General features: G+C 72.5%; 18 protein-coding genes. 10 read left to right on the forward strand and 8 right to left on the reverse strand.

All coding sequences use genetic code 11. The features are described 5' to 3' along the window. Nucleotides 1–13 precede the first annotated feature (13 nt). Entirely contained in the window at nt 14–427 is a 414-nt protein-coding gene (locus OG370_RS30105) for a cytidine deaminase family protein (protein ID WP_328469740.1), read from the reverse strand. A 169-nt stretch (nt 428–596) separates the two neighbouring features. Here OG370_RS30105 and OG370_RS30110 point away from each other — a divergent pair, with 169 nt between their 5' ends. Continuing rightward, nucleotides 597–944, forward strand: coding sequence for a VOC family protein (locus tag OG370_RS30110; protein ID WP_328469742.1), 348 nt, complete (start codon nt 597–599; stop codon nt 942–944). Nucleotides 945–1,100: 156 nt separating this feature from the next. Here the strand turns inward: OG370_RS30110 and OG370_RS30115 are convergent, their stop codons facing one another. The 3 genes from OG370_RS30115 to OG370_RS30125 all read right to left on the reverse strand — a co-directional run bounded on the left by OG370_RS30115 (nt 1,101) and on the right by OG370_RS30125 (nt 5,045). After that, complete coding sequence (locus tag OG370_RS30115; protein WP_443060907.1) at nt 1,101–3,527, reverse strand: endonuclease/exonuclease/phosphatase family protein; 2,427 nt, start codon at nt 3,525–3,527, stop codon at nt 1,101–1,103. Between the two features lie 297 nt (nt 3,528–3,824). Then, on the reverse strand, nt 3,825–4,040 hold the full coding sequence (locus tag OG370_RS30120) for a hypothetical protein (protein WP_328469744.1): 216 nt from the start codon (nt 4,038–4,040) through the stop codon (nt 3,825–3,827). A gap of 300 nt (nt 4,041–4,340) precedes the next feature. Then, nucleotides 4,341–5,045 (reverse strand): TetR/AcrR family transcriptional regulator, encoded by a 705-nt coding sequence (locus OG370_RS30125; RefSeq protein ID WP_328469746.1) that lies wholly within the window; start codon nt 5,043–5,045, stop codon nt 4,341–4,343. Between the two features lie 176 nt (nt 5,046–5,221). Between OG370_RS30125 and OG370_RS30130 the strand changes: the two genes are divergently transcribed. Then, nucleotides 5,222–6,646: an MFS transporter gene (locus OG370_RS30130; protein WP_328469748.1), complete on the forward strand. Its 1,425-nt coding sequence runs from the start codon at nt 5,222–5,224 to the stop codon at nt 6,644–6,646. 108 nt (nt 6,647–6,754) lie between these two features. Here OG370_RS30130 and cutA read toward each other — a convergent pair whose 3' ends face one another. The 3 genes from cutA to OG370_RS30145 all read right to left on the reverse strand — a co-directional run bounded on the left by cutA (nt 6,755) and on the right by OG370_RS30145 (nt 9,971). After that, nucleotides 6,755–7,078: a divalent-cation tolerance protein CutA gene (gene cutA, locus OG370_RS30135; RefSeq protein WP_328469750.1), complete on the reverse strand. Its 324-nt coding sequence runs from the start codon at nt 7,076–7,078 to the stop codon at nt 6,755–6,757. A gap of 75 nt (nt 7,079–7,153) precedes the next feature. Next, the gene (locus tag OG370_RS30140) at nt 7,154–9,277 is read right to left on the reverse strand and encodes a GH39 family glycosyl hydrolase (RefSeq protein WP_328469752.1); all 2,124 of its coding nucleotides are present in this window, start codon (nt 9,275–9,277) and stop codon (nt 7,154–7,156) included. A 427-nt stretch (nt 9,278–9,704) separates the two neighbouring features. Beyond that, complete coding sequence (locus tag OG370_RS30145) at nt 9,705–9,971, reverse strand: helix-turn-helix domain-containing protein (protein ID WP_328469754.1); 267 nt, start codon at nt 9,969–9,971, stop codon at nt 9,705–9,707. Nucleotides 9,972–10,028: 57 nt separating this feature from the next. Between OG370_RS30145 and map the strand changes: the two genes are divergently transcribed. The 8 genes from map (at nt 10,029) to OG370_RS30185 (ending at nt 17,373) form a co-directional block, all read left to right on the forward strand. Then, on the forward strand, nt 10,029–10,796 hold the full coding sequence (map, locus tag OG370_RS30150; protein ID WP_328469756.1) for a type I methionyl aminopeptidase: 768 nt from the start codon (nt 10,029–10,031) through the stop codon (nt 10,794–10,796). A gap of 237 nt (nt 10,797–11,033) precedes the next feature. Next, entirely contained in the window at nt 11,034–11,555 is a 522-nt protein-coding gene (locus tag OG370_RS30155; RefSeq protein ID WP_328469758.1) for a TlpA family protein disulfide reductase, read from the forward strand. Between the two features lie 275 nt (nt 11,556–11,830). Continuing rightward, nucleotides 11,831–13,417: a pyridoxal phosphate-dependent decarboxylase family protein gene (locus OG370_RS30160; RefSeq protein ID WP_328469760.1), complete on the forward strand. Its 1,587-nt coding sequence runs from the start codon at nt 11,831–11,833 to the stop codon at nt 13,415–13,417. Continuing rightward, nucleotides 13,411–14,970 (forward strand): hypothetical protein, encoded by a 1,560-nt coding sequence (locus OG370_RS30165; protein WP_328469762.1) that lies wholly within the window; start codon nt 13,411–13,413, stop codon nt 14,968–14,970. Before OG370_RS30160 ends, OG370_RS30165 begins: the two co-directional genes overlap by 7 nt. Nucleotides 14,971–14,978: 8 nt before the next feature. Then, on the forward strand, nt 14,979–15,401 hold the full coding sequence (locus OG370_RS30170; protein WP_328469764.1) for a hypothetical protein: 423 nt from the start codon (nt 14,979–14,981) through the stop codon (nt 15,399–15,401). Nucleotides 15,402–15,498: 97 nt separating this feature from the next. Next, nucleotides 15,499–16,296 carry a hypothetical protein gene (locus OG370_RS30175; RefSeq protein WP_328469766.1) on the forward strand — a complete coding sequence of 266 codons (798 nt, stop codon included), beginning with the start codon at nt 15,499–15,501 and terminating at the stop codon, nt 16,294–16,296. After that, complete coding sequence (locus OG370_RS30180; protein ID WP_328469768.1) at nt 16,293–16,763, forward strand: hypothetical protein; 471 nt, start codon at nt 16,293–16,295, stop codon at nt 16,761–16,763. The genes OG370_RS30175 and OG370_RS30180 overlap by 4 nt, the downstream gene beginning before the upstream one ends. Before the next feature lie 10 nt (nt 16,764–16,773). After that, a complete protein-coding gene (locus OG370_RS30185) occupies nt 16,774–17,373 on the forward strand; it encodes a hypothetical protein (protein WP_328469770.1) in 600 nt (199 codons plus the stop codon). A gap of 45 nt (nt 17,374–17,418) precedes the next feature. Here the strand turns inward: OG370_RS30185 and OG370_RS30190 are convergent, their stop codons facing one another. Further along, nucleotides 17,419–18,273 (reverse strand): GNAT family N-acetyltransferase, encoded by an 855-nt coding sequence (locus OG370_RS30190; protein WP_328469772.1) that lies wholly within the window; start codon nt 18,271–18,273, stop codon nt 17,419–17,421. Between the last annotated feature and the right edge of the window lie 82 nt (nt 18,274–18,355).

Raw genomic sequence — 18,355 nt, forward strand, 5'->3', positions numbered from 1 at the left:
AGGGGAACCCCCGTCAGTCGGTGTCGAGTTGGTGGTCGGCCCAGACATAGCTCTCGGGGAGCAGCGCGGTGATCGGGACGGCGCGGAGCTGGTCGCCGGCGCCGACGATGACGGTCAGCGCGGGGAAGTAGTCGAGGAGGACCTGGCGGCAACGGCCGCACGGGGGCACGACGCCGCGCTCGCGGTCGCCCACGGCGACGATGGTGACGAGGTCGTCGATGCCCTGGGTGGCGGCCGTGCCGAGCGCGACCAGTTCCGCGCAGGGGCCGCCGGTGAAGTGGTAGACGTTCACCGCGGTGATGATGCGGCCGTCCCGGGCGCGGGCCGCGGCCGCCATGGTGTGGTTGTCGCCCCGGCAGGCCGTGGCCGCGACATCGGCCGCCGCCCGGATCAGTTCGTGGTCGACGCGATCGGTCGGTGTGGTCATCTGCTCCGCTTTCGTACGGTGCCGGGCGACGCGCCGGGGGACGCCGGTGCGGCGACCAGTCTGCCCTGCCGACGTGACCGAGCGGGCCGGTGAACGTGCGGCGGTGGGCGTGCCGTAGTACTCCTGGAGGCACGGAAACACGTCCGTCCGTCCGCACTTGGAGTCGTCGATGACCGTTCGCCGGGTCGTGCCCAACATCCAGTCCGAAGCCGCGGGGGAGAGCCGGGAGTTCTACGGGCTGCTGGGCTTCGAGGAGGTCATGAACCACGGCTGGATCATGACGCTCGCCTCCCCGTCCAGCCCGGCCGCGCAGATCAGCATCATGAGCGAGGACAGGACCGCGCCCGTCACCCCTGACCTGAGCGTCGAGGTGAGCGACGTGGACGCGGCCTACGCGCTCATGCGGGAGAGCGGCGCCGAGATCGTCCACCCGCTGCAGGACGAGGAGTGGGGTGTGCGGCGCTTCTTCGTCCGCGACCCCAGCGGACGAGTGGTCAACGTGCTGGGCCACCGCTGAGGTTCGCCGCGCGGGCGGCGGGCGGCGGGTACGGCAGCCGCGCGGTGGGTGCGGCGAACGGGCGGCGGCGGCCACTTCCGTGGCCGCCGTCACCCGTCAACGGGCCTGCCCTTGAAGGGCGTTGCGCGCTGCGTGCTACGTGCTAGGCGTTACGCGTCACGGCTTCAGGCGGATGACCTGCGGGTCGTGGTCACTCGTCTGGTCGGCGAACTCGGAGTTGATGTGGACCACGTCGTAGTCCACGTGCTTGCCGAGGTTCGGGCTGACCAGGATGTGGTCGAGCACCTGGGAGTTGCCCTCGTAGACGTAGGAGTAACGCTCCGCGACCGGGAGGGTGTTGACCAGGTCGGTCAGCGCCTTGCCGTTGCCGGTGAGGGCGTACACCGCGGGCGAGAACTGGTAGTCGTTGAGGTCGCCGAGGACGACGACGTCGGCCTTCGGGTCGGCGGCCTCCAACTGCTCCACGAAGTCGTGCTCGAGGATCGCCTGGCGCACCCGCTGCACCTCGGAGCTGCGCACCGGCGGCTGGAAGCGGCTGTCGACGCCCTGGTCGCCACCCTTGCTGTCGAAGTGGTTCGCGATCACGAACAGCTTCTTGCCGCCGAAGGTGAACTCGCCCGCGAGCGGCTTGCGGCTGCTGTTCCACGCCGGGTCGTTCGGCGCGATCCGGCCGGGGGAGGCGGTGAGTTCGGTCTTGTCGCCCTTGCCGGTGATGCCGACCGCGGTGGTCGAGTCGCCGCCGGCGTGGTCGATGAAGCCGACCCGGGCCGGGTTGAAGAGGAACACCTGGCGGATGTTGCCGCCGGGCTCGCCGCCGTCCTTGTCGTTGACCGGGTCGATCCCGCGCCACTGGTAGTGCGGGCCGCCGGCCGCGGCGATCGCGGCGGTGAGCTTCGTCAGCGTCTGGTCGGCGGCCACCACGCCGTCGTCCTTCGCGCCGTCGTTGTCCTGGATCTCCTCGAGCGCCACCACGTCGGGCGAACGCAGGTTGGTGACCAGGCCCTTGGCCAGCGCGTCGAACTTCGACTGCGGGTTGTCGGGCGCCAGGTTCTCCACGTTGTACGTGGCGACGGTGGCCTGGTCCGACGACGCCTTCGCGGTGACCTCGGGCTTGATGCCGCCGCTCTTGACGGTGCCGAGGGTGCGCGCCTGGAGCGCGTACGTGCCGCCGAACTGGTTGTAGTCCAGCGGACCGGTGGTGGTGCCCTTCAGCGTGTCGCCGACGTTCGCGGTCGGGAACGCGGAGGTGGAGGTCGGGATGAGCGACTGCACCATCAGCCGGCCGGAGTTGGAGTCGTCGTAGCCCTTGTAGAGGGTGCCGCCGCGCTTGGTCGGGTTCTGCTTCGGCTTCACCGTGACCCACAGCTCGGAGTACGGGTCGGTGGCGCCGACCACCCGGCTGTCGCCGATCTGGACGTTCATCCCTTCGAGGGAAGCGTACAAATCGAGCGCGTATTCGGACGGGCGCAGGGGGAAGCTCTCGATGGAACCGCCGCCCGCGCTGGGCGCGAAGGAGTCGGGAACCTTCTTGTCGTCGAGGACCACGGGGGCGGGCACCGGGTTGCCGCTGGAGATCTTGGTCACCGTGGGCTTGGTGATCTCCGTGACGGCCTGGCCCCCGGAGGTGGTTCCGCCCGGGTAGTAGTCCGAGACCGTACCGGCGACAGAGACACTGTCGCCGACCGAGACCGTGGGAGTGGAGCTGGTGTAGACGTAGATTCCCTCGCTGGTGCGTGGGTCGTTGTCCGGGTTCGGGTCCTGGAACCAGAAGCCCTGCGACGAACCGTAGACGCGCACGCCGGTGACGATGCCGGTCGCGCCGCTGATCGCCTTGCCCTCGTACGGCGACACCCGGGTGTCGCCCTGGATGTCGTGGATCTTCACCGTGGCCGGCGGTGACGTCGGCGGCGTGGTGGGCGGGGTGGTGGGCGGCGAGGTCGGGCCGCTGCCGCCGGTGCCCGCGGCGTTCTGCGGGGTCGGGTCGCCCGCGGTGAAGTCGGCCGCGTTGTCGTCGGTGTCGGTCAGCGTGGCGTTGCGCGCCACCGACGCGGTGTTGCTCGCGCCGGCCGCCGGGCCGCTGCCCTCGTGCACCACGGCCGTGCCGTAGCCGACCAGGTCCTTGACCCGGGAGTCCGCGGCGCAGTCCGCCGCCGTCACGCAGGTCAGCGGGTCGGCGCCCTGCACCAGGGCGATGGTGCCGGACGTGCCGGACATCGCGATGTTCCCGGTCGCGTCCGGCGCCGGCAGCGCGGTGCTGCCGCCGGTGCCTGCGGCCTCGCCGACCAGGTAGCGGCCGCCCGCGGCCAGCGACCCGGTCAGCGGGGTGGCCTGCCACTTGGAGGTCGCGGTCGGCGCGCCCGACAGGTACTGGATGCTGTAGTCGCTCAGGTCCAGCGTGGCGGCACCGGAGTTGGCCAGCTCGACGAAGTCGTTGGTGTAGGTGGCACCGGCGTTGCCGCCACCGCCGTACACCTCGGCGACCACGGCGTCGGCGGACGGCGTGGCGAAAGCGGAGTGGACGCCGATGCCCGCCAGGACGACGGCGCCGGCTATGCCGAACGGCAGGACCCGCTTGCGCAGCAGGGCCGAGCGCGGCGGGTGCGGGGCGGACGCGGCCTGCGCGGAAGGCGCGGCCTGCCCGGGCGTACCGGGTCTCGCGGGGCGCGAGGCGCCCTCAGGGGAGTGCGACACCGGAGGGGATCTCCTTTGTGCGGTGGGCGATTTACGGTGCCGCGGGCGCTACTGCCCCCGGGGAGGGAGGAGGAGACACGCGCGAACGCGCTCAAGATACGCGCGTAGATCTGGCCGCAGAAGGTACTTGGAGTTAATTCTCCGTGCCTGTCGCCGTGGGCCCGCTCACGGTGGGCGACGGGCGCGGGGTCAGGAGGGGTGCGCGGCGCCGTCCGGGGCGCGGGAGGGGTGCGCGTCGCCGTCCGGGGTCCAGGGCCTGCCGGAGCCGGCGTCCTTCGCCTCGGCTTCGAGGAGTTCGGCGGCCCACCGCGCCCACTCCGCGGTGGCGGCGGACCGGCGTACCCCCAGTTCCACCGCGTACGCGCCGAACCCGGAGCTGCCGGGGGCGGTCGCCAGATCGCGCAACCGGCCGATCTCCTCGGCCCGTTGGCGATGGAACCGCTCCTGCGCCCGGGCCAGGCCGGCGGCGTTCTCCGGGCGAGGGTGGGCAACAGGAAGGCGCGGAGGGCGACTTCGCTGCGCACCGTACGGCTCGGCTCGACCTCGGTCAGCCACGCCCGCGGTTCCTCCCGGCCGGACTCGGTGACGTGGTAGCACTTGCGGCACCACCGGACTCTCGGACCGGACCGCCGGACCGGACCTCGCCGGCGCGGACGCGGGGCCGTGGGGGAGTGGGCGCGGACGGGGTCGGGGTCGGGATCGGGGCTATCCCGCCACCGGCTGCGACCCGCTCCGCAGGCCGCGCAGGCCGGTGACGATCAGCTCGATCCCGCGGCGGTAGTACAACTCGGCGCTCGCGCACTCGGCGAGCGGGCCGGCCGCGGCCACCACGTGCGGATAGCGGCGCGGCGAGAGGGAGTTCAGATGGGCCCGCTTGGCGCGGACGGCGGCCTCGTGCTCCTCCGCGTCGCCCGAGGCGTGCCCGGGCTCTCCGATCACCAGGGTGATCAGTGACGCCAGGACGTGGCAGGAGCTGTCCGCGCCCTGCTGGACGTCCATGCCGGCGGAGCCGAGCTGGGCGAGCACCCGCTCGGTGATGTCCAGGCCCGGCTCGCTCCCGGTGACCCGGGTGAGCAGCAGCACGGCGGCGTTCGGATGCGGCACCAGCGCCTTGACCACGGCGGTCAGCACGTCCTCCAGCTGCTCGTACCAGGGCCGGTCGTCCGGCGCGGGCATCTCGACCGCGGCGAGCAGGCTCTCGGCGACCGCGTCGAGCAGGCCCTCCTTGTCCGGGAAGTGCCGGTAGAGCGCCATCGGCGTCACGTCGTGCTGCTGGGCGACCCGCCGGATCGTGACGGCGCCCAGGCCCTCCGTGTCGGTCAGGGACAAGGCCGTCGCGATCAGCTCGTCGCGGTTGAGTCGCTTCTGCGCGGCCATCTCTCGCCTTCCGATCAGCTCGGTCGTGTACATCGTACGCAGGGCGCGTACCCGTCGATCCCGCGCGCGGTCCGCGGCCGGCCTCCCTAGGTATACGTCGTACACGTCTCATGTATGGTGACCCCGTAAGCATACGCCGTACACATTCGGCGTACCTGCTCATTCCGGCCTGCCCGGATCTGCTCCCACCAGCTACCTGCGGAGACGCCATGCGACGCAGTCCCTGGGCCACGCTCACCGTGCTGGCCCTCGCTCAGTTCATCGTGGTGCTCGATGTGACGATCGTGAACGTCGCGCTCCCCGACATCCAGTCCGACCTCGGCTTCAGCACCGACGGCCTGCAATGGGTGATCAGCGGCTACACCCTCCTGTTCGGCGGATTCCTGCTGCTCGGCGGCCGCGCGGCCGACCTGCTGGGCGCCCGCCGGATCTTCGTCGCCGGGCTCGTCCTGTTCGGCGTGACCTCGCTGGCCGGCGGCCTGGCCGGCTCGCCCGGGCTGCTCATCGCGGCCCGCGCGGTCCAGGGGCTGGGTGGCGCGATGCTCTCGCCGGCCGCGCTGTCCATCCTCACCGTCACCTTTGAGCACGGCCGCCGCCGCAACATCGCGATGGGCATCTGGGGCGGCCTGGCCGGACTCGGCGGCACCCTCGGAGTCGTCGCGGGCGGCGTGCTGGTGGACTCGTTCAGCTGGCGCTGGGTCTTCATCGTCAACGTGCCGATCGTGGTCGGCCTGGTGATCGCCGCGCCCCTGTTCGTACGGCACTTCCCGCCGCGCGCCGGCGCGCGCTCGTTCGACCTGCCGGGCGCGCTGCTCGGCACCGGCGGGCTGCTCGCGGTCGTCTACGGCGTGGTGCGCGCCGAGCCGGTCGGCTGGTCCTCGTTCGAGGTGATCGGCTGCCTGGTCGCGGGCGTCGCCATGCTCGCGGGATTCCTGGTGGTCGAGTCCCGCGCGGCGGCGCCGCTCGTGCCGCTGCGGCTGCTGCGCTCCCGCGCGTTGAGCACGGCCGGCGGCGCGCTGGCGCTCAACGGGGCCGGCTTCCTGTCGATGTTCTTCCTCACCGCGATCTTCCTCCAGCAGGTCAGGCACGGCAGTGCGCTGCACGCGGGGGTCGAGTTCCTGCCGATGGGCGGCACAGCGATCTTCGGCGCGGTCGCGGCCACCCCGCTGGTCACCCGGTTCGGCACCCGCCCGGTGCAGATCGGTGGCGCGATGATGAGCACGGTGGGGCTGCTGCTGCTCACCGCGGCGGGCGCCGACGGGTCGTACGCCGGCCAACTCCTGCCCGGCCTGCTGCTGTTCGGCGCGGGCATCACGTCCGTGGCGGTACCCGCGCAGATCGCCGCGGTCGCCGACGTCTCCGCGCACGAGGCCGGCGCCGCCTCCGGTGTCGTCACCGCCTTCAACCAGGTGGGCGGCGCGCTCGGGCTCGCCGTCGTCACCACGCTGTCCACCTCGAAGACCACCTCCGACCTCGCGCACGGCAGTTCCCAGTCCGACGCGCTGGTGGCCGGGTTCCACCGCGGACTGCTGGTCGCGGCCGCCTTCATGGTGGTGGCGATCGCGGTCACCGCGCTGTCGCCGCGGCTGGCGCCCAGCGCCGAGCAGATCGCCGAGGCGTCGGTGGCGGCGTAACGCCCGTAGGGACGCCCGCCCGTGCGCCCGTCCGCCGGCCCGCCCGTACGCTCCCGCGATCGATCGGGAGGTACGGGCGGGCCGGAGGGTGGTGGCGGTGGTGGCCGGTCAGCCCGCGGCCGTCTCCGCGTCGAGCCAGGCCAGGTACGGCGCGCTGCCGCGCTCGATCGGCACCGCGATGATCTCCGGAGTGTCGTACGTGTGGGCGGACTTGAGCAGCGCTTGGAGCGTGTCGTACCGCTCGGCCGGGGTCTTGAAGAGCACCCGCCACTCCTGCTCGGCCCGGACCTCGCCCTCCCACCAGTAGACGGAGCGGATCGGCCCGTCGATCTGCGCGCAGGCCGCGGCGCGGGCCTCGACCGCCACCCGTGCCAGCTGCTCGGCGCGTTCGGCGCTGTCGGTCGTGGTCTGCACGGTGACGTACCCGGACACGGGGCCTCCACAGGTCGGTTGGGCCGAGCGTAACGGCCCTCTCAACCGGTCGGCCCCGGTCAGCCGGTCAGCCGGTCACGTCGTGAGCGTCGCCACCGCGACCGCGTATCCGCCCAGCGGGTAGGAGTCGGCGCTGCTCCACTCGCCGCGGATGTCGCCGCCGGCCGACTTCTGGTCCACCACCCTGACGTGGGCTCCGCGCAGCCCGTCGATCGTGACGGTGACCGGCGCGTTGGTCTTGTTGACCAGCAGCACCTTGCGGCGGCCCCTGTCGTCGAGCGCGAGGGCGTACACGTCGCCGGACGGCTGGTCGGGGAGTTCGATCAGCCGGCTGCCGGGCCGGATCTCGTCGAGAATCAACTCCAGCACGCGATAACGCGCGTTGGGCGCGCCGGTCGTCCAGTCCAGCATCGACACCGACGGGTACTGGCTCGGGTAGCCCATCAACTGGCTCTCGCCCACGATGTCGATGCCCATCAGCGCGAGCCGGGCGAAGACGTAGGCGTAGAGCCCGCCGGAGAAGTTCCAGTACGCGTCGGGGATCGGCGCCGGGTCGGACTGGGTGGCCGAGTCGGGCAGGATCGTGCCCAACTCGTCGACGGTGGTGCGGACATCGGGTGCCAGCGAGGTGCGGATCTGCTCGACCTGGGCGACGGTCGCGAGGAACCCGTCCGCCTGCGCGAAGCCGTCCGGCCCGTAGTCGTCCGCGGTGTCGGCGGAGTTGGGCACGGCGTAGAAGTGGTAGCTGATCAGGTCGAGCGGGACGCCGGGCCGGTGGTTGGCCCGGTCCAGGAAGTAGCGGTAGAAGTCGAAGCCGGCGGGGTTGCCGAGCGCCAGCGCGACGAACTTGGTGCGCGGTGACACCTCGTGGATCGCGGTGACGATCGCGTCGTACAGCTCCGTGTACTCCTGCGGGGTCATGGCGTGCTCGAAGTCGACCTCGTTGAGCACTTCCCAGTACGGCAGTTGGTAGTGGTACGGCGACCGGTGGAAGGCGCCGTACTCGTCGGTGAAGCCGCCGGCGGTGTACCAGGAGACCAGCCGCCGGTAGTAGTCGGCGACGACCGAGACCGGCACGGCCAGGCGCTGCCCCTGCGAGTAGCCGAAGTCCGGCGCGTCCGGGTCGTCCGGGTAGGCGACGGGGGCCGTCCAGCGGGACAGGTCGGCGGAGAAGTCGTCGGAGAGCAGCGTCGTCCCGTCGGCCGACGTCACGACGACGTTGTCGAAGTCGGCCGACTCCGAACCGTGTTCGCGGAATCCGACCGTTCCGGCGGCGAAGGTGTCGTCCTGCACGGTCAGCACGTCCGCGCCGTCCACGCTGACGGTCAGGGTGGAGCCGGCGGCGGTGGTGCGCACCTGGTAGGTCCGGCCGTCCTCGACCGCGAACGGCAGCGCGGTGGCCCGGACGGGGCCCGACTGGCCGTCCTTGAACGGGACGAAGACGATGTAGCCGCTTTGCGCCGGGGCGCTGTACGGGTAGTTCGACAGCAGGAACCCGTAGCCGTTGCCGGGGTCCCGCATCCGGACCGTCCAGCCCGCCTGCGCGTAGTCGGCCCCGTCCTGCACGCCGGTCGCCCGCGGGGTGACGTCGACGGCGAAGGTGTAGTCGGTCCAGTCCGTGCCGCTCGCGGCGATGCCGATGTCGCCGCCGACCACGTGCAGCGCGCCGTCCTTCAGCGTCCATGGCGTGGGCTGCCACATCCACTCCGGGATGGTGCTGAAGTTGAGGATCGTCGATCTGCCGCGGGTGGCCTTCTCGAAGTCCTCGACGAGCGGGTCGATGAGCGAGAAGTCCCAGCTGGTACGGCCGTCGGCCGGCGGTTCCAGCTCGGCCACCCCGAGCTTCGGGTAGGGGAACCACGGCACGAAGCGCACGTAGTCGGTGTCGAGGTTGCGCAGCGCGCGGTAGACGCTGTCGTGGATCGGCGACTCCCGGCGGATCTTGGGGTTCACCACGACCTGGAGCGTCGGCGTGGTCTTCGACACATGGCCGGCGGCGTGCCAGTCGATCGGCAGCGGTGCGTCGGCGCGCGCGGCGCCCTCGGCGTGTGCGGTGGTCGCGGGCAGCAGCGGGGCGGCCGCGGCGGCGGCACCGGCGGCGCCCAGGGACTTGAGCACGGTGCGGCGGGCGGGCGCCGCCGGGTTGCCCGCCGGGCGGGTCGAGCGGGTCGGATCGGTCGGATCGGTCGGACGGTCCATGTCGGCTCCTGTCGCATCAGGTCATGAACATGACAGTTCCGCCCGGAAGGGCGCCGGGCGCCTCGCGTCTCGAACGGTCGCGCACGGGAGGCGTGCGCGGCTCCCACGATAGAGGTGAAACGATTCATAATGGCGGAACGACGCGAGACTATGTGCTGTGCCGCGCGAGCGTCCAGGGTCCGGCGCCCCATATCTGTGCCAACGGTGGTGGGGGAGGCGGCGGTTGGAGGCGCGCTGGGCGGGCGGGTCGGGCCGGCCGGTCCAAGCGTGGCGGCCCGCGAGTGGGTGGACCTGGGGTGAAACGTTTGTATGGCGGCCGGGTGCGCGGGCCGGCTCGGGTTCGTCGCGGTGGTGAGGCGTCGCAGGGGCTGCGTCGGACGGGTTCCCGGGCGCCGGGTGCTGGAGGCCGGGTGCCAGGCGCCGGGCGTTAGGCGGTCAGGGCTTCGGGCTCCGGTGGGCTGCACTCGGCGGCCAGGCGGTCGGCGGACAGGCCGAGGGCGTTGGCGAGGGCGGTGATCGTGAAGAAGGCCGGGGTGGGAGCGCGGCCGGTCTCGATCTTGCGCAGCGTCTCCGCGGAGATGCCGGCCGCGGCCGCGACGGCGGTCATGCTCCGGTCGCCGCGGGCTGCGCGGAGCAGGGCGCCGAGGCGTTCGCCACGGGCCCGCTCCTCGGGGGTCAGGGGATTGCGCACCATGGACGTGATACTAATACCGGGATAGTTATCCGGTATGAGAATGGGGAGGCGCGTTCCATGGTCGAGATCAAGACGGACGCGGCATTGGACGCGATGCGCGAGGCCGGGCGGGTGGTGGCCGACGCGCTCGGCGCCACGCGGACGGCCGCGGCGGTCGGCGTAACGCTCACCGAGCTGGACGAGGTGGCCCGCGTGGTGCTGGCCGAAGCGGGCGCGGGCTCGCCGTTCCTCGGGTACCGGCCGTCGTTCGCGTCCGTGCCGTTCCCCGCGGTGATCTGCGCCTCGGTCAACGACGCGGTGGCGCACGGCATCCCGGACGGCTACCGGCTGCGCGACGGCGACCTGGTCAGCATCGACTGCGGCGCCGAACTGGACGGCTGGACCGGCGACGCCGCGATCAGCTTCATCGTCGGCACGCCCCGCCCCGAGGACGTCGCGCTGATCGACGCCACCCAGCGCGCGCTCGACGCGGGGATCGCCGCCGCAGTGGCCGGCAACCGGATCGGCGACATCTCGTACGCGGTGGGCGAGGTGGCCGACGCGGCCGGCTGCGGCATGCCCCCGGACTTCGGCGGCCACGGCATCGGGCGGCGGATGCACGAGGACCCGCACGTGCCCGGGCGCGGCCGCCCCGGCCGCGGCTTCCCGCTGCGGCACGGCCTCACGCTGGCGATCGAGCCGATGCTGATGTCCGGCGGGCGCAACGCGTACTTCACCGCCGACGACGGCTGGACCCTGCGCACCACCGACGGCAGCCGTGCCGCGCACATCGAACACACCGTCGCCGTCACCGCGTCCGGCCCGCGGGTGCTGACGCTGCCGTGACCGCCCTGCCGCCCGCGCGGCTTCGTCACGTGATCCGCCACGGGGAGCGCGTGCGTTCGGCTCAGGCGCCGACCCGAACCCGGCGCGAGCGAGGGCGAGTTCGAACCCGGCCCGGATGAAGGGGAGTTCGGACCCTGTGCGAGGCTGGGCGGCGTGATCCGGATTCCTCGTCGGGAAGCGCCGCGCCGGCCGGGCCGGGTGCGGTGGAGCCGTACCCGGCGAACGCTGCTCGCCGCGTTGGCCGTTGCCCCGTTGCTCGCCGCGTGCGGGGGCGGCGGTTCCACGTCGACCGGCACCGACGACCTCGCCCCGATCGCCGCCACCCGGCGCGTGGCGGCGCCCGACCTGGCGGGCACCACGCTGAGCGGCGGCCGCGACAGCCTCGCCGCGTACAAGGGCCACGTGGTGGTGATCAACATCTGGTCCAGCAACTGCGGTCCCTGCCGGGCGGAAGCGCCCGGGCTGGCCGCGGTCGCGGCGTCCACCCGCGCGCAGGGTGTGCGGTTCCTCGGTATCGACACCCGCGACTACTCGCGGACGAACGGCGCGGCCTTCGCGAAGCGGTTCGCCCTGCCCTACCCGAGCCTGTTCGACCCGTCCGGGCGGCAGGTGCTGAAGTTCCCCAGGAACAGCGTCAATCCGCAGAGCGTGCCGGCTTCCGTCGTGATCGACGCGCAAGGCAGGATCGCGGCCCGCGCGTTGCACATCCTCGACGAGGCGGACCTGCGGCGGATGCTCCGGCCGTTCCTCCCCGCGTAGCCCTCCCTCCCCGCGCAGCCGTCGTCGTCCGCCGTGCCCACGGTGTCCGCGCTGCGGCTGCCGCCGCCGCTGCCGCTGCCGCTGCCGCCGTCGCCGTGGTCCGCGTCCCCATCCACCCCCTCGCGGGCGTCCGCTTCGCACACCCGCGCGCAACTGCGCCTGGATTGGGCTGTACGGGCGAATCTCGCACCCTATGTGAGTGAAGCGCGTAGACGTCCACGGAACGGCGTTGCCATCCTCCGAGCAGCAGGACGCTGTATCGAGGGGGACCACGCATGGCAGAGCCCCATGCGGCCGCGGTAGGGGCCGCGGGTCGCATTCCGTCGCAGCAGTCGGAGCCGTACGCCGAGCCGTACACCGAGTCGCGCGACGCGGACGCGCCTGCCCAAGACCCACCGGAGGCAGCCGCGTTCGGCCCCGCGCACTTCCGTACGGCCGCCGAGCGCACCCTCGGACAGCTGGCCCGGCACATCGGCGACCACTCCGTGCGCGGTCTCGAACTGTCCGACCCGCGGGTGCTGGCCACGACCGCGCGCTCGCTGATGACGCGGGAGCGCGAGCGGGTCGCCGACTTCGACGGGGACCGGCTGGCCGCGATCGTCGACCTCTACCTGGGGACCGGCATCCAGGTGCACTCGCCGGGTGCGATGGGCCGGCAGTTCACCGGCTCGGTGCCGCTCGCGGCCGTCGTGGAGTTCGCCGGATCGGTGGCCAACCAGCCCTCGTCGTTCTACGAGGCCGCCCAACTGCCCAAAGTGGCCGAGCAGATCATGGCCGCCGAGCTCAACGCGTACATCGGCTGGGACCCCGGGCGGTTCTGCATGACCACCACGTCGGGCGGTTCGCTGGCCAACCTGACCGCGCTGCTGGCCGCCCGCAACCGCGCCTTCCCGGGCTTCTGGGCCGACGGCGCCGCCACGTTCGGCGGGCGCGGGGCCCGGCCGGCGATCGCGATCGGCGCCGACGCCCACTACAGCGTGGCCCGGGCGGCCGGCGTGATCGGCGTCGGCGAGTCCCAGATCGTCCGGCTGCCGCTCAACGCCGCCAAGCAGATCGACCCCGACGCGGCCCGTACCACGCTCGACGCCGCCAAGGCCCGCGGCCTGGACGTCTTCTGCCTGGTCGCCTCGGCCGGCACCACCGCGCTCGGTGCGTTCGACCCGCTGGACGAACTCGGCGACCTGGCAGGGGAGATGGGCTTGTGGCTGCACGTCGACGGTGCCCACGGCGCGAGCCTGCTCCTCTCCGGCCGGCTGCGGCACCGGCTGCGCGGCATCGAGAAGGCCGACTCGCTCACCTGGGACGCGCACAAGATGATGTTCGTGCCCGCGCCGTGCACCCTGCTCTTCCACCGGGACAAGAACGCCGGCGCCGGCGCCTTCCGGCAGCAGGCCAGCTACGTCTTCGATGACGAGCCCGACCTCTACACCGCGCTCGACAGCGGCGACCGGAACCTGGAGTGCACCAAGCGCCCCATGATCATGCCGCTGTGGGTGCTGTGGGCGGTCTACGGGCCGGCGCTGTTCGCCGAGCGGATCGAGCAGCTGTGCCGGCTCACCGAGCGGGCGTACCAACTGGTCCGCGCCGCAACGGACTTCGAGGCGCCGCACCACCCGGAGGCGAACATCCTGTGCTTCCGGCACCGCCCGCCCGGGCTGCCCGAGCACCACGTGCACCGCCACCAGATCGCGATCAGGGACCGGATCAAGGCCCGCGGCGACTTCTTCATCTCGAAGGTCGACGTCGACGGGACCGCCGCGCTGCGCGTCGTGCTGATGAACCACCGGACCACCGCCGACCACTTCCGGACCCTGCTCGCGGAGATCCGGACGGCCGGCCAGGGAGTTGAGCGAGCATGCTGACCGAGAACACCGCCGCGGCCGGCCGCACCGAGCTGGTGAGGCGTCTGATCCCCGACCTCGACCACCGCCCGGCGACCATCGAGCAGGTCTCCCAACTTCCCTCCTTCCTGGGCGTGTTGCGGGCCTGCGAGCAGACGCTCGGCACCCCGTACAGCGCGGTGGACCACGAGGTGCAGGACGCGCTGGTGCTCCGCCGGCTGCAGCAGATGGTGCACACCGTGCGGCTCAACCCGCTGTGGCGCGAGCGGCTGGCCGGGGCCGGAGTGCCCGACACCCCGGCGACGTACGACGAGTGGCAGCGCGTTCCGCTCGCCGACAAGGACACCCAGCGCGAGCTGTTCATGGGCGAACGGCCCGGACTGGTCGTGCCGCTGGCCCGCGGCGGCTTCGAGATCGTCGCCAGCGGCGGCACCAGCGGCGGCCTGCCGGTAGAAACGGTGTACTCGCTGCGGGAGTTGCAGGACACCTACCGGCTGGCCGGCGACTTCATCGGCCGGCACATGCTCGCCCCCCACCTCACCGGCGACGACCCGAAGTGGCTGTTCACCACGCTCGCCGACTACCAGATGTGGAGCAGCGGCACCATGGTCGGCGGTGTCCTGCAGAGCGTGCCGGGCGTCAACTACATCGGCGCCGGCCCGGTCGGCACCGCCGTCATCGAGCAGATGTTCTCCTACCCCGGCCCCAAGGCGCTGATGGGCATCACCGCCGGCATCGCGATCCTCACCGAACTCGGCGCCGGCATGAGCCGCCCGGCCAAGGAGAGCTTCCGGGTGGCGATGTACGGCAGCGGGGTGCTCGCCAGGCGCAAGCGCGCCGAACTCAAGGCGATGTACCCGAACCTGTCCATCCTCAGCTACTTCGCCGCCACCCAGGCCGAGACCATCGGCCTGCAACTGAGCGAGTCCTCACCGTGGTTGGCGGCCGTGCCCGGACTGCACCTGGTGGAGCTCGTGGACGACAGCGGCCGCTGGGTGCCGGAGGGGGCGGAGGGCGAACTCGTCGTCACCCGCCTGCACGCCCACGAGGCGCCGCTGCTGCGGCTCAAGCTCGGCGACCGGATGATCCGCCGGCCCAGGACCGACGAACCAGGCCTGCGCACCCAGAGGTTCGAGTTCGCCGGCCGCAGCGGCGACGTCCTGCACCTGGGCGACACGCAGTACGCCGCCGCCCGCGCCTACGCCGCACTGCGCGACCGGCTGCGGGCCGGGAGGGTGCTGGACCTCGACGAGGCCGCGTACGACGTGCAGTTCGTCAACCACCGCGAGTCGAAGCTGCTCACCCTGCTCGCCGCCGTCGACGACGTGCCCGGCGCCGCCTACCGGCTGGACGAGGCGCTGGGCGCGCACGGCGTGCAGCGCGCGTTCGCCGAGAGCCTGCCGCTGGCCCTGTCCGTGTACAACCAGTGGGAGGCCGACCCGGTGTCGATCGCGAAGAGCGGATACCGCTTCGACCTGCGGTTCGTGCACCGCGACTCGCCGGAGATCGAGCGCACCGCCGTCGGCAAGGTGCCGCTGGTGCGCGACCGTACGGCCGACTGGACCGCCCGGTGAGGCCCCGCGTGCAGCCGCAGGTGAACATCGCGGTCGCCGTGGACGTGGTCGGGGCGCTCTCCGCGGGCACCCTGCGCGGCGGCCACCTCTGCCTGATGGACGACAGCGGGTGCGACAGCCGGGGGCAGGGCACCCCCGACCTGTGCACGGTGGTGCGCCCCGGCCAGGTCGTCCAGTGGTCGGCGGTGCCGCTGGACGTGCAGACGCCGGTGGCGATCCAACGCATCGTGTTCCTGGGCCCGGAGCAGGGGGATTCGGGGGAGTTGGGGGAGGCCCCGGCGAGCGCCCAACCGGACCTGGCGGTGTGGTCCGGCGTGGTCCCCACCGACATGCCGCGCGGTGTGCCGCAGCGCTACCGGCTGGAACTCCGCATGTCCGGGGGCGAGTCCAGCCTCGCGTACGTCGACACCCCGTCGCTGCTGTGCCCGTAGGAACGCTGCGCACCGCACGCCGTGCACCGCAACGCCGTTCACCGCGGGCCACGCACCGCACACCGCGCCCGTACAAGGAAGAAGGAAGGTGGGCCGTATGAACCAGCAAGTGGCGGTCGTCGTGCTGGTGGACGTCGCCGCCGCCCTGGAGAGCCGGACCCTGGAGGGCAGCATCCACCTCCTCGACAACGCGCGGCTCCAGGGCTCGGTCGGCCTGGGCAGCGCGGACCTGATCACCGCGATCAACGGCAGCTACTGGAGCGACGGTTCGCAGGCCGACGAGCAGGTGATCAACTGGGCGCTGTACAGCCTCGGTTCGATCCCGCCGACCGTCCCGCGCGGCTACCTCGCGGCCGAACGCGGCCGCGGCACCGCCAGGACGCCGGCCCGCGCGGGCGGCACGTCGGGCGGCAAGCCGGTGGGCAAGCCGTTGGGCAAACCGGGCGGCAAGCCGGTCGGCAGGGTCGCCGACATCACCGGTGGGCTCCACACCCCGAGGTCCGGCTGGTTCCCCGCGGGCCACGCCCACCCCGAGCCGGTGCTCGGTGCCGTCGTCGGCGAGGCGGTCGACAAGGGCGTGCTCCACCCGGCGGTCTACGGCTCGCCGGACCAGGTCACCGACGGCTGGTACTGGTCCGCGTCCGTCGACACCACCCGGCCGGGCACGTACGGGTACACGATGCGGATCGAGTTGCACGAACCGGTGTTAAGCGACGGGCAGTGGAGATGGGAGCCGGTGCGGCTGGCGTACGACTCGGCGGTCAGGATCAGGACCGCCCCGAAGCGCAACGGGTTCACCAAGGCCGGACTGGGGCCGCTGCCGATCCGCGCAGCCGCCGCCGGGTTCGGCACAGGCGCGGCGGACTGCCGCAAGCCGGAAGGGGATGGGCGATGACCGCGGCGAAGCACCAGACGAGCGGGGCGGGTTCGGCCGGCGGAGGCCGGGGCCGGGACGACGAACGGCGGCCGATCTCGATCGCCGCGGTGATCGACGTGGTGGGCGCGCTCGCCACGGGCGCCCTGCACCGCAACCTGTACCTCTACGACACCGGGAAGGCGGCCGGCTCGACCGGTCACGGTACCGAGCAGCTGCGTACCGTGGTCCGGGCCGGCGACCAACTCCTCTGGTCCGCGATCCCGTTGGAGTGCGAGGCGTATCTGGCCATCGACACCGTCGAGATCGACCCGTCGGTGTGCGAGCCGATCCGGAAGATCTACCCGGGCACCGACATCACGTACTGGACCGGCACCGTGAAGAAGGACGCCATCCCGGCCACGCCGTACCGCATCGCGTTCCTGCTGGGCAGCAGGACCGAGCCGATGGTCACCGAACTGTCGCCGCTGCTGACCGGGGAGAGGTGACCGCACCGCCATGAGACCCGCCACGACGTCGGCCGGGCAGCGGCGCGACCCCGACGGCCCCGGCCCCGACCGGCCCGATCCCGACCGTCCTTACCCCGGTCAGCTCAACTCCGTCCAGCTCAACGTCGTCACCTTCGTGGACGTGGCCAAGGCCACCGCCGCCCGCTCGCTGGACGGCGCCGTCTTCATGATGGACAACAGCGTCGGCGGCGCCGGCCAGGGCACCGCCGACCTGAGGACGGTCTGCAAGCAGGGCCAGGTGCTCAACTGGATCGTCCGGCCGATCGCCATGTCGCCCCGCTCGGGCGGAAGTTGGCCACCGCTGCCCAGGATCGGCGGCGTCGTCTTCCTCGACGGCGAGGAGGGCGACGAGGACGACGTCGCCGAGGTGAAGGTCTGCACCGACCTGAAGAGGTACGGCGTGCCCGACCGGATGCGCGACCCGTACACCCCGGTCTACTGCTACTGGGCCGGCGCGGTGGTCGCCACTCTCGCCCCCGGCTGTTACCCCTACCGGCTCACGGTGGAGCTCGAACAGGACGGCAGGAAGGAGCGGTTGTACCTGGACTCGCCCGGGCGGCCGTCGATCGAGGTCATGCCGGTCGGCTGATCCGTCATGTGGCCGTCCGATCGGCCGAGCTGATCGGCCGTACCGTCAGCCGAGTTCGAGGGACGTGGTGCCGTAGACCGCCTCGACGCGGCTCACCGGCACCGTGCCGCTGTACATCCGCAGGCACTCCGAACTGGCGGTCAGGCCGCGGTCGGCGGCGAGCTTCGCCGCTGCCGGGTACAGGTCGGGGATGTCGATGGCCACCTCTGCCTCGGGCGGCAGCGTGGCGACGAGGGCGTCGAAGAGGACGCCGGCCTCCTCGGCGGTGTCCGCGAACAGCGGTCCGACGCGGTGGCCTTGGTGTGCCGGGCGGATGACGCCGTACCCGCGGACGCCGCCGTCGGCGCCGAGCAGCACCCGGGCGGTGTGGCCGTCGTCGGTGAGCCAGCGGGACACGAAGTCGGCGCGGGCGGCGGGGAAGCAGCCGCGGTCGTACGCCGCGATCGCCCGGTGGTGGTGCGGCCGCACCGCGAGGACGGCGGGGTCCGTCGCCGCACCGGCCGTGCGCGGACGGCCGGTGTGGCGGACGTTGCGGTAGGCCGGGGCGAACCCGGCACGCGCGTAGGTGGCCTGCTGCGCCGGAACCCCGTCGAGGCCGATCACCCGGCCCTCGGCGTGAGGCAGCGCGGCGTTCCAGGTGGCGAGGCCGAGGCCGGTACCGCGGTGGCCGGGATGGACCAGGTAGTAGCCGAGGAAGGCGTACTCGGGGGAGTACACCACGACCGAGACGGCCGACACGACGCGGCCGTCCAGCCGGCCGACGAAGAAGCCGGCCGGATCGCTGGGGAGGAAGTGGGCCGCGTCGCCGTGGCCGGGGTTCCAGCCCTCGCCGGCGGTCCACGCCACGATCTCGTCCCACTCGGCAGCCGTCGCCTGGGTGACGGTGAGGTCGTCCCGCACGCGTTCCTCTCCTTCCGCCGGCATGGTGCCGGTCCGCCGGCGCGCTGCCGGTCTCCTGCTGGGCCGCTCCGCATGGTCGTCC

Origin of the sequence: Streptomyces sp. NBC_00448 (assembly GCF_036014115.1) — a bacterium.
Classification (GTDB): domain Bacteria; phylum Actinomycetota; class Actinomycetes; order Streptomycetales; family Streptomycetaceae; genus Actinacidiphila.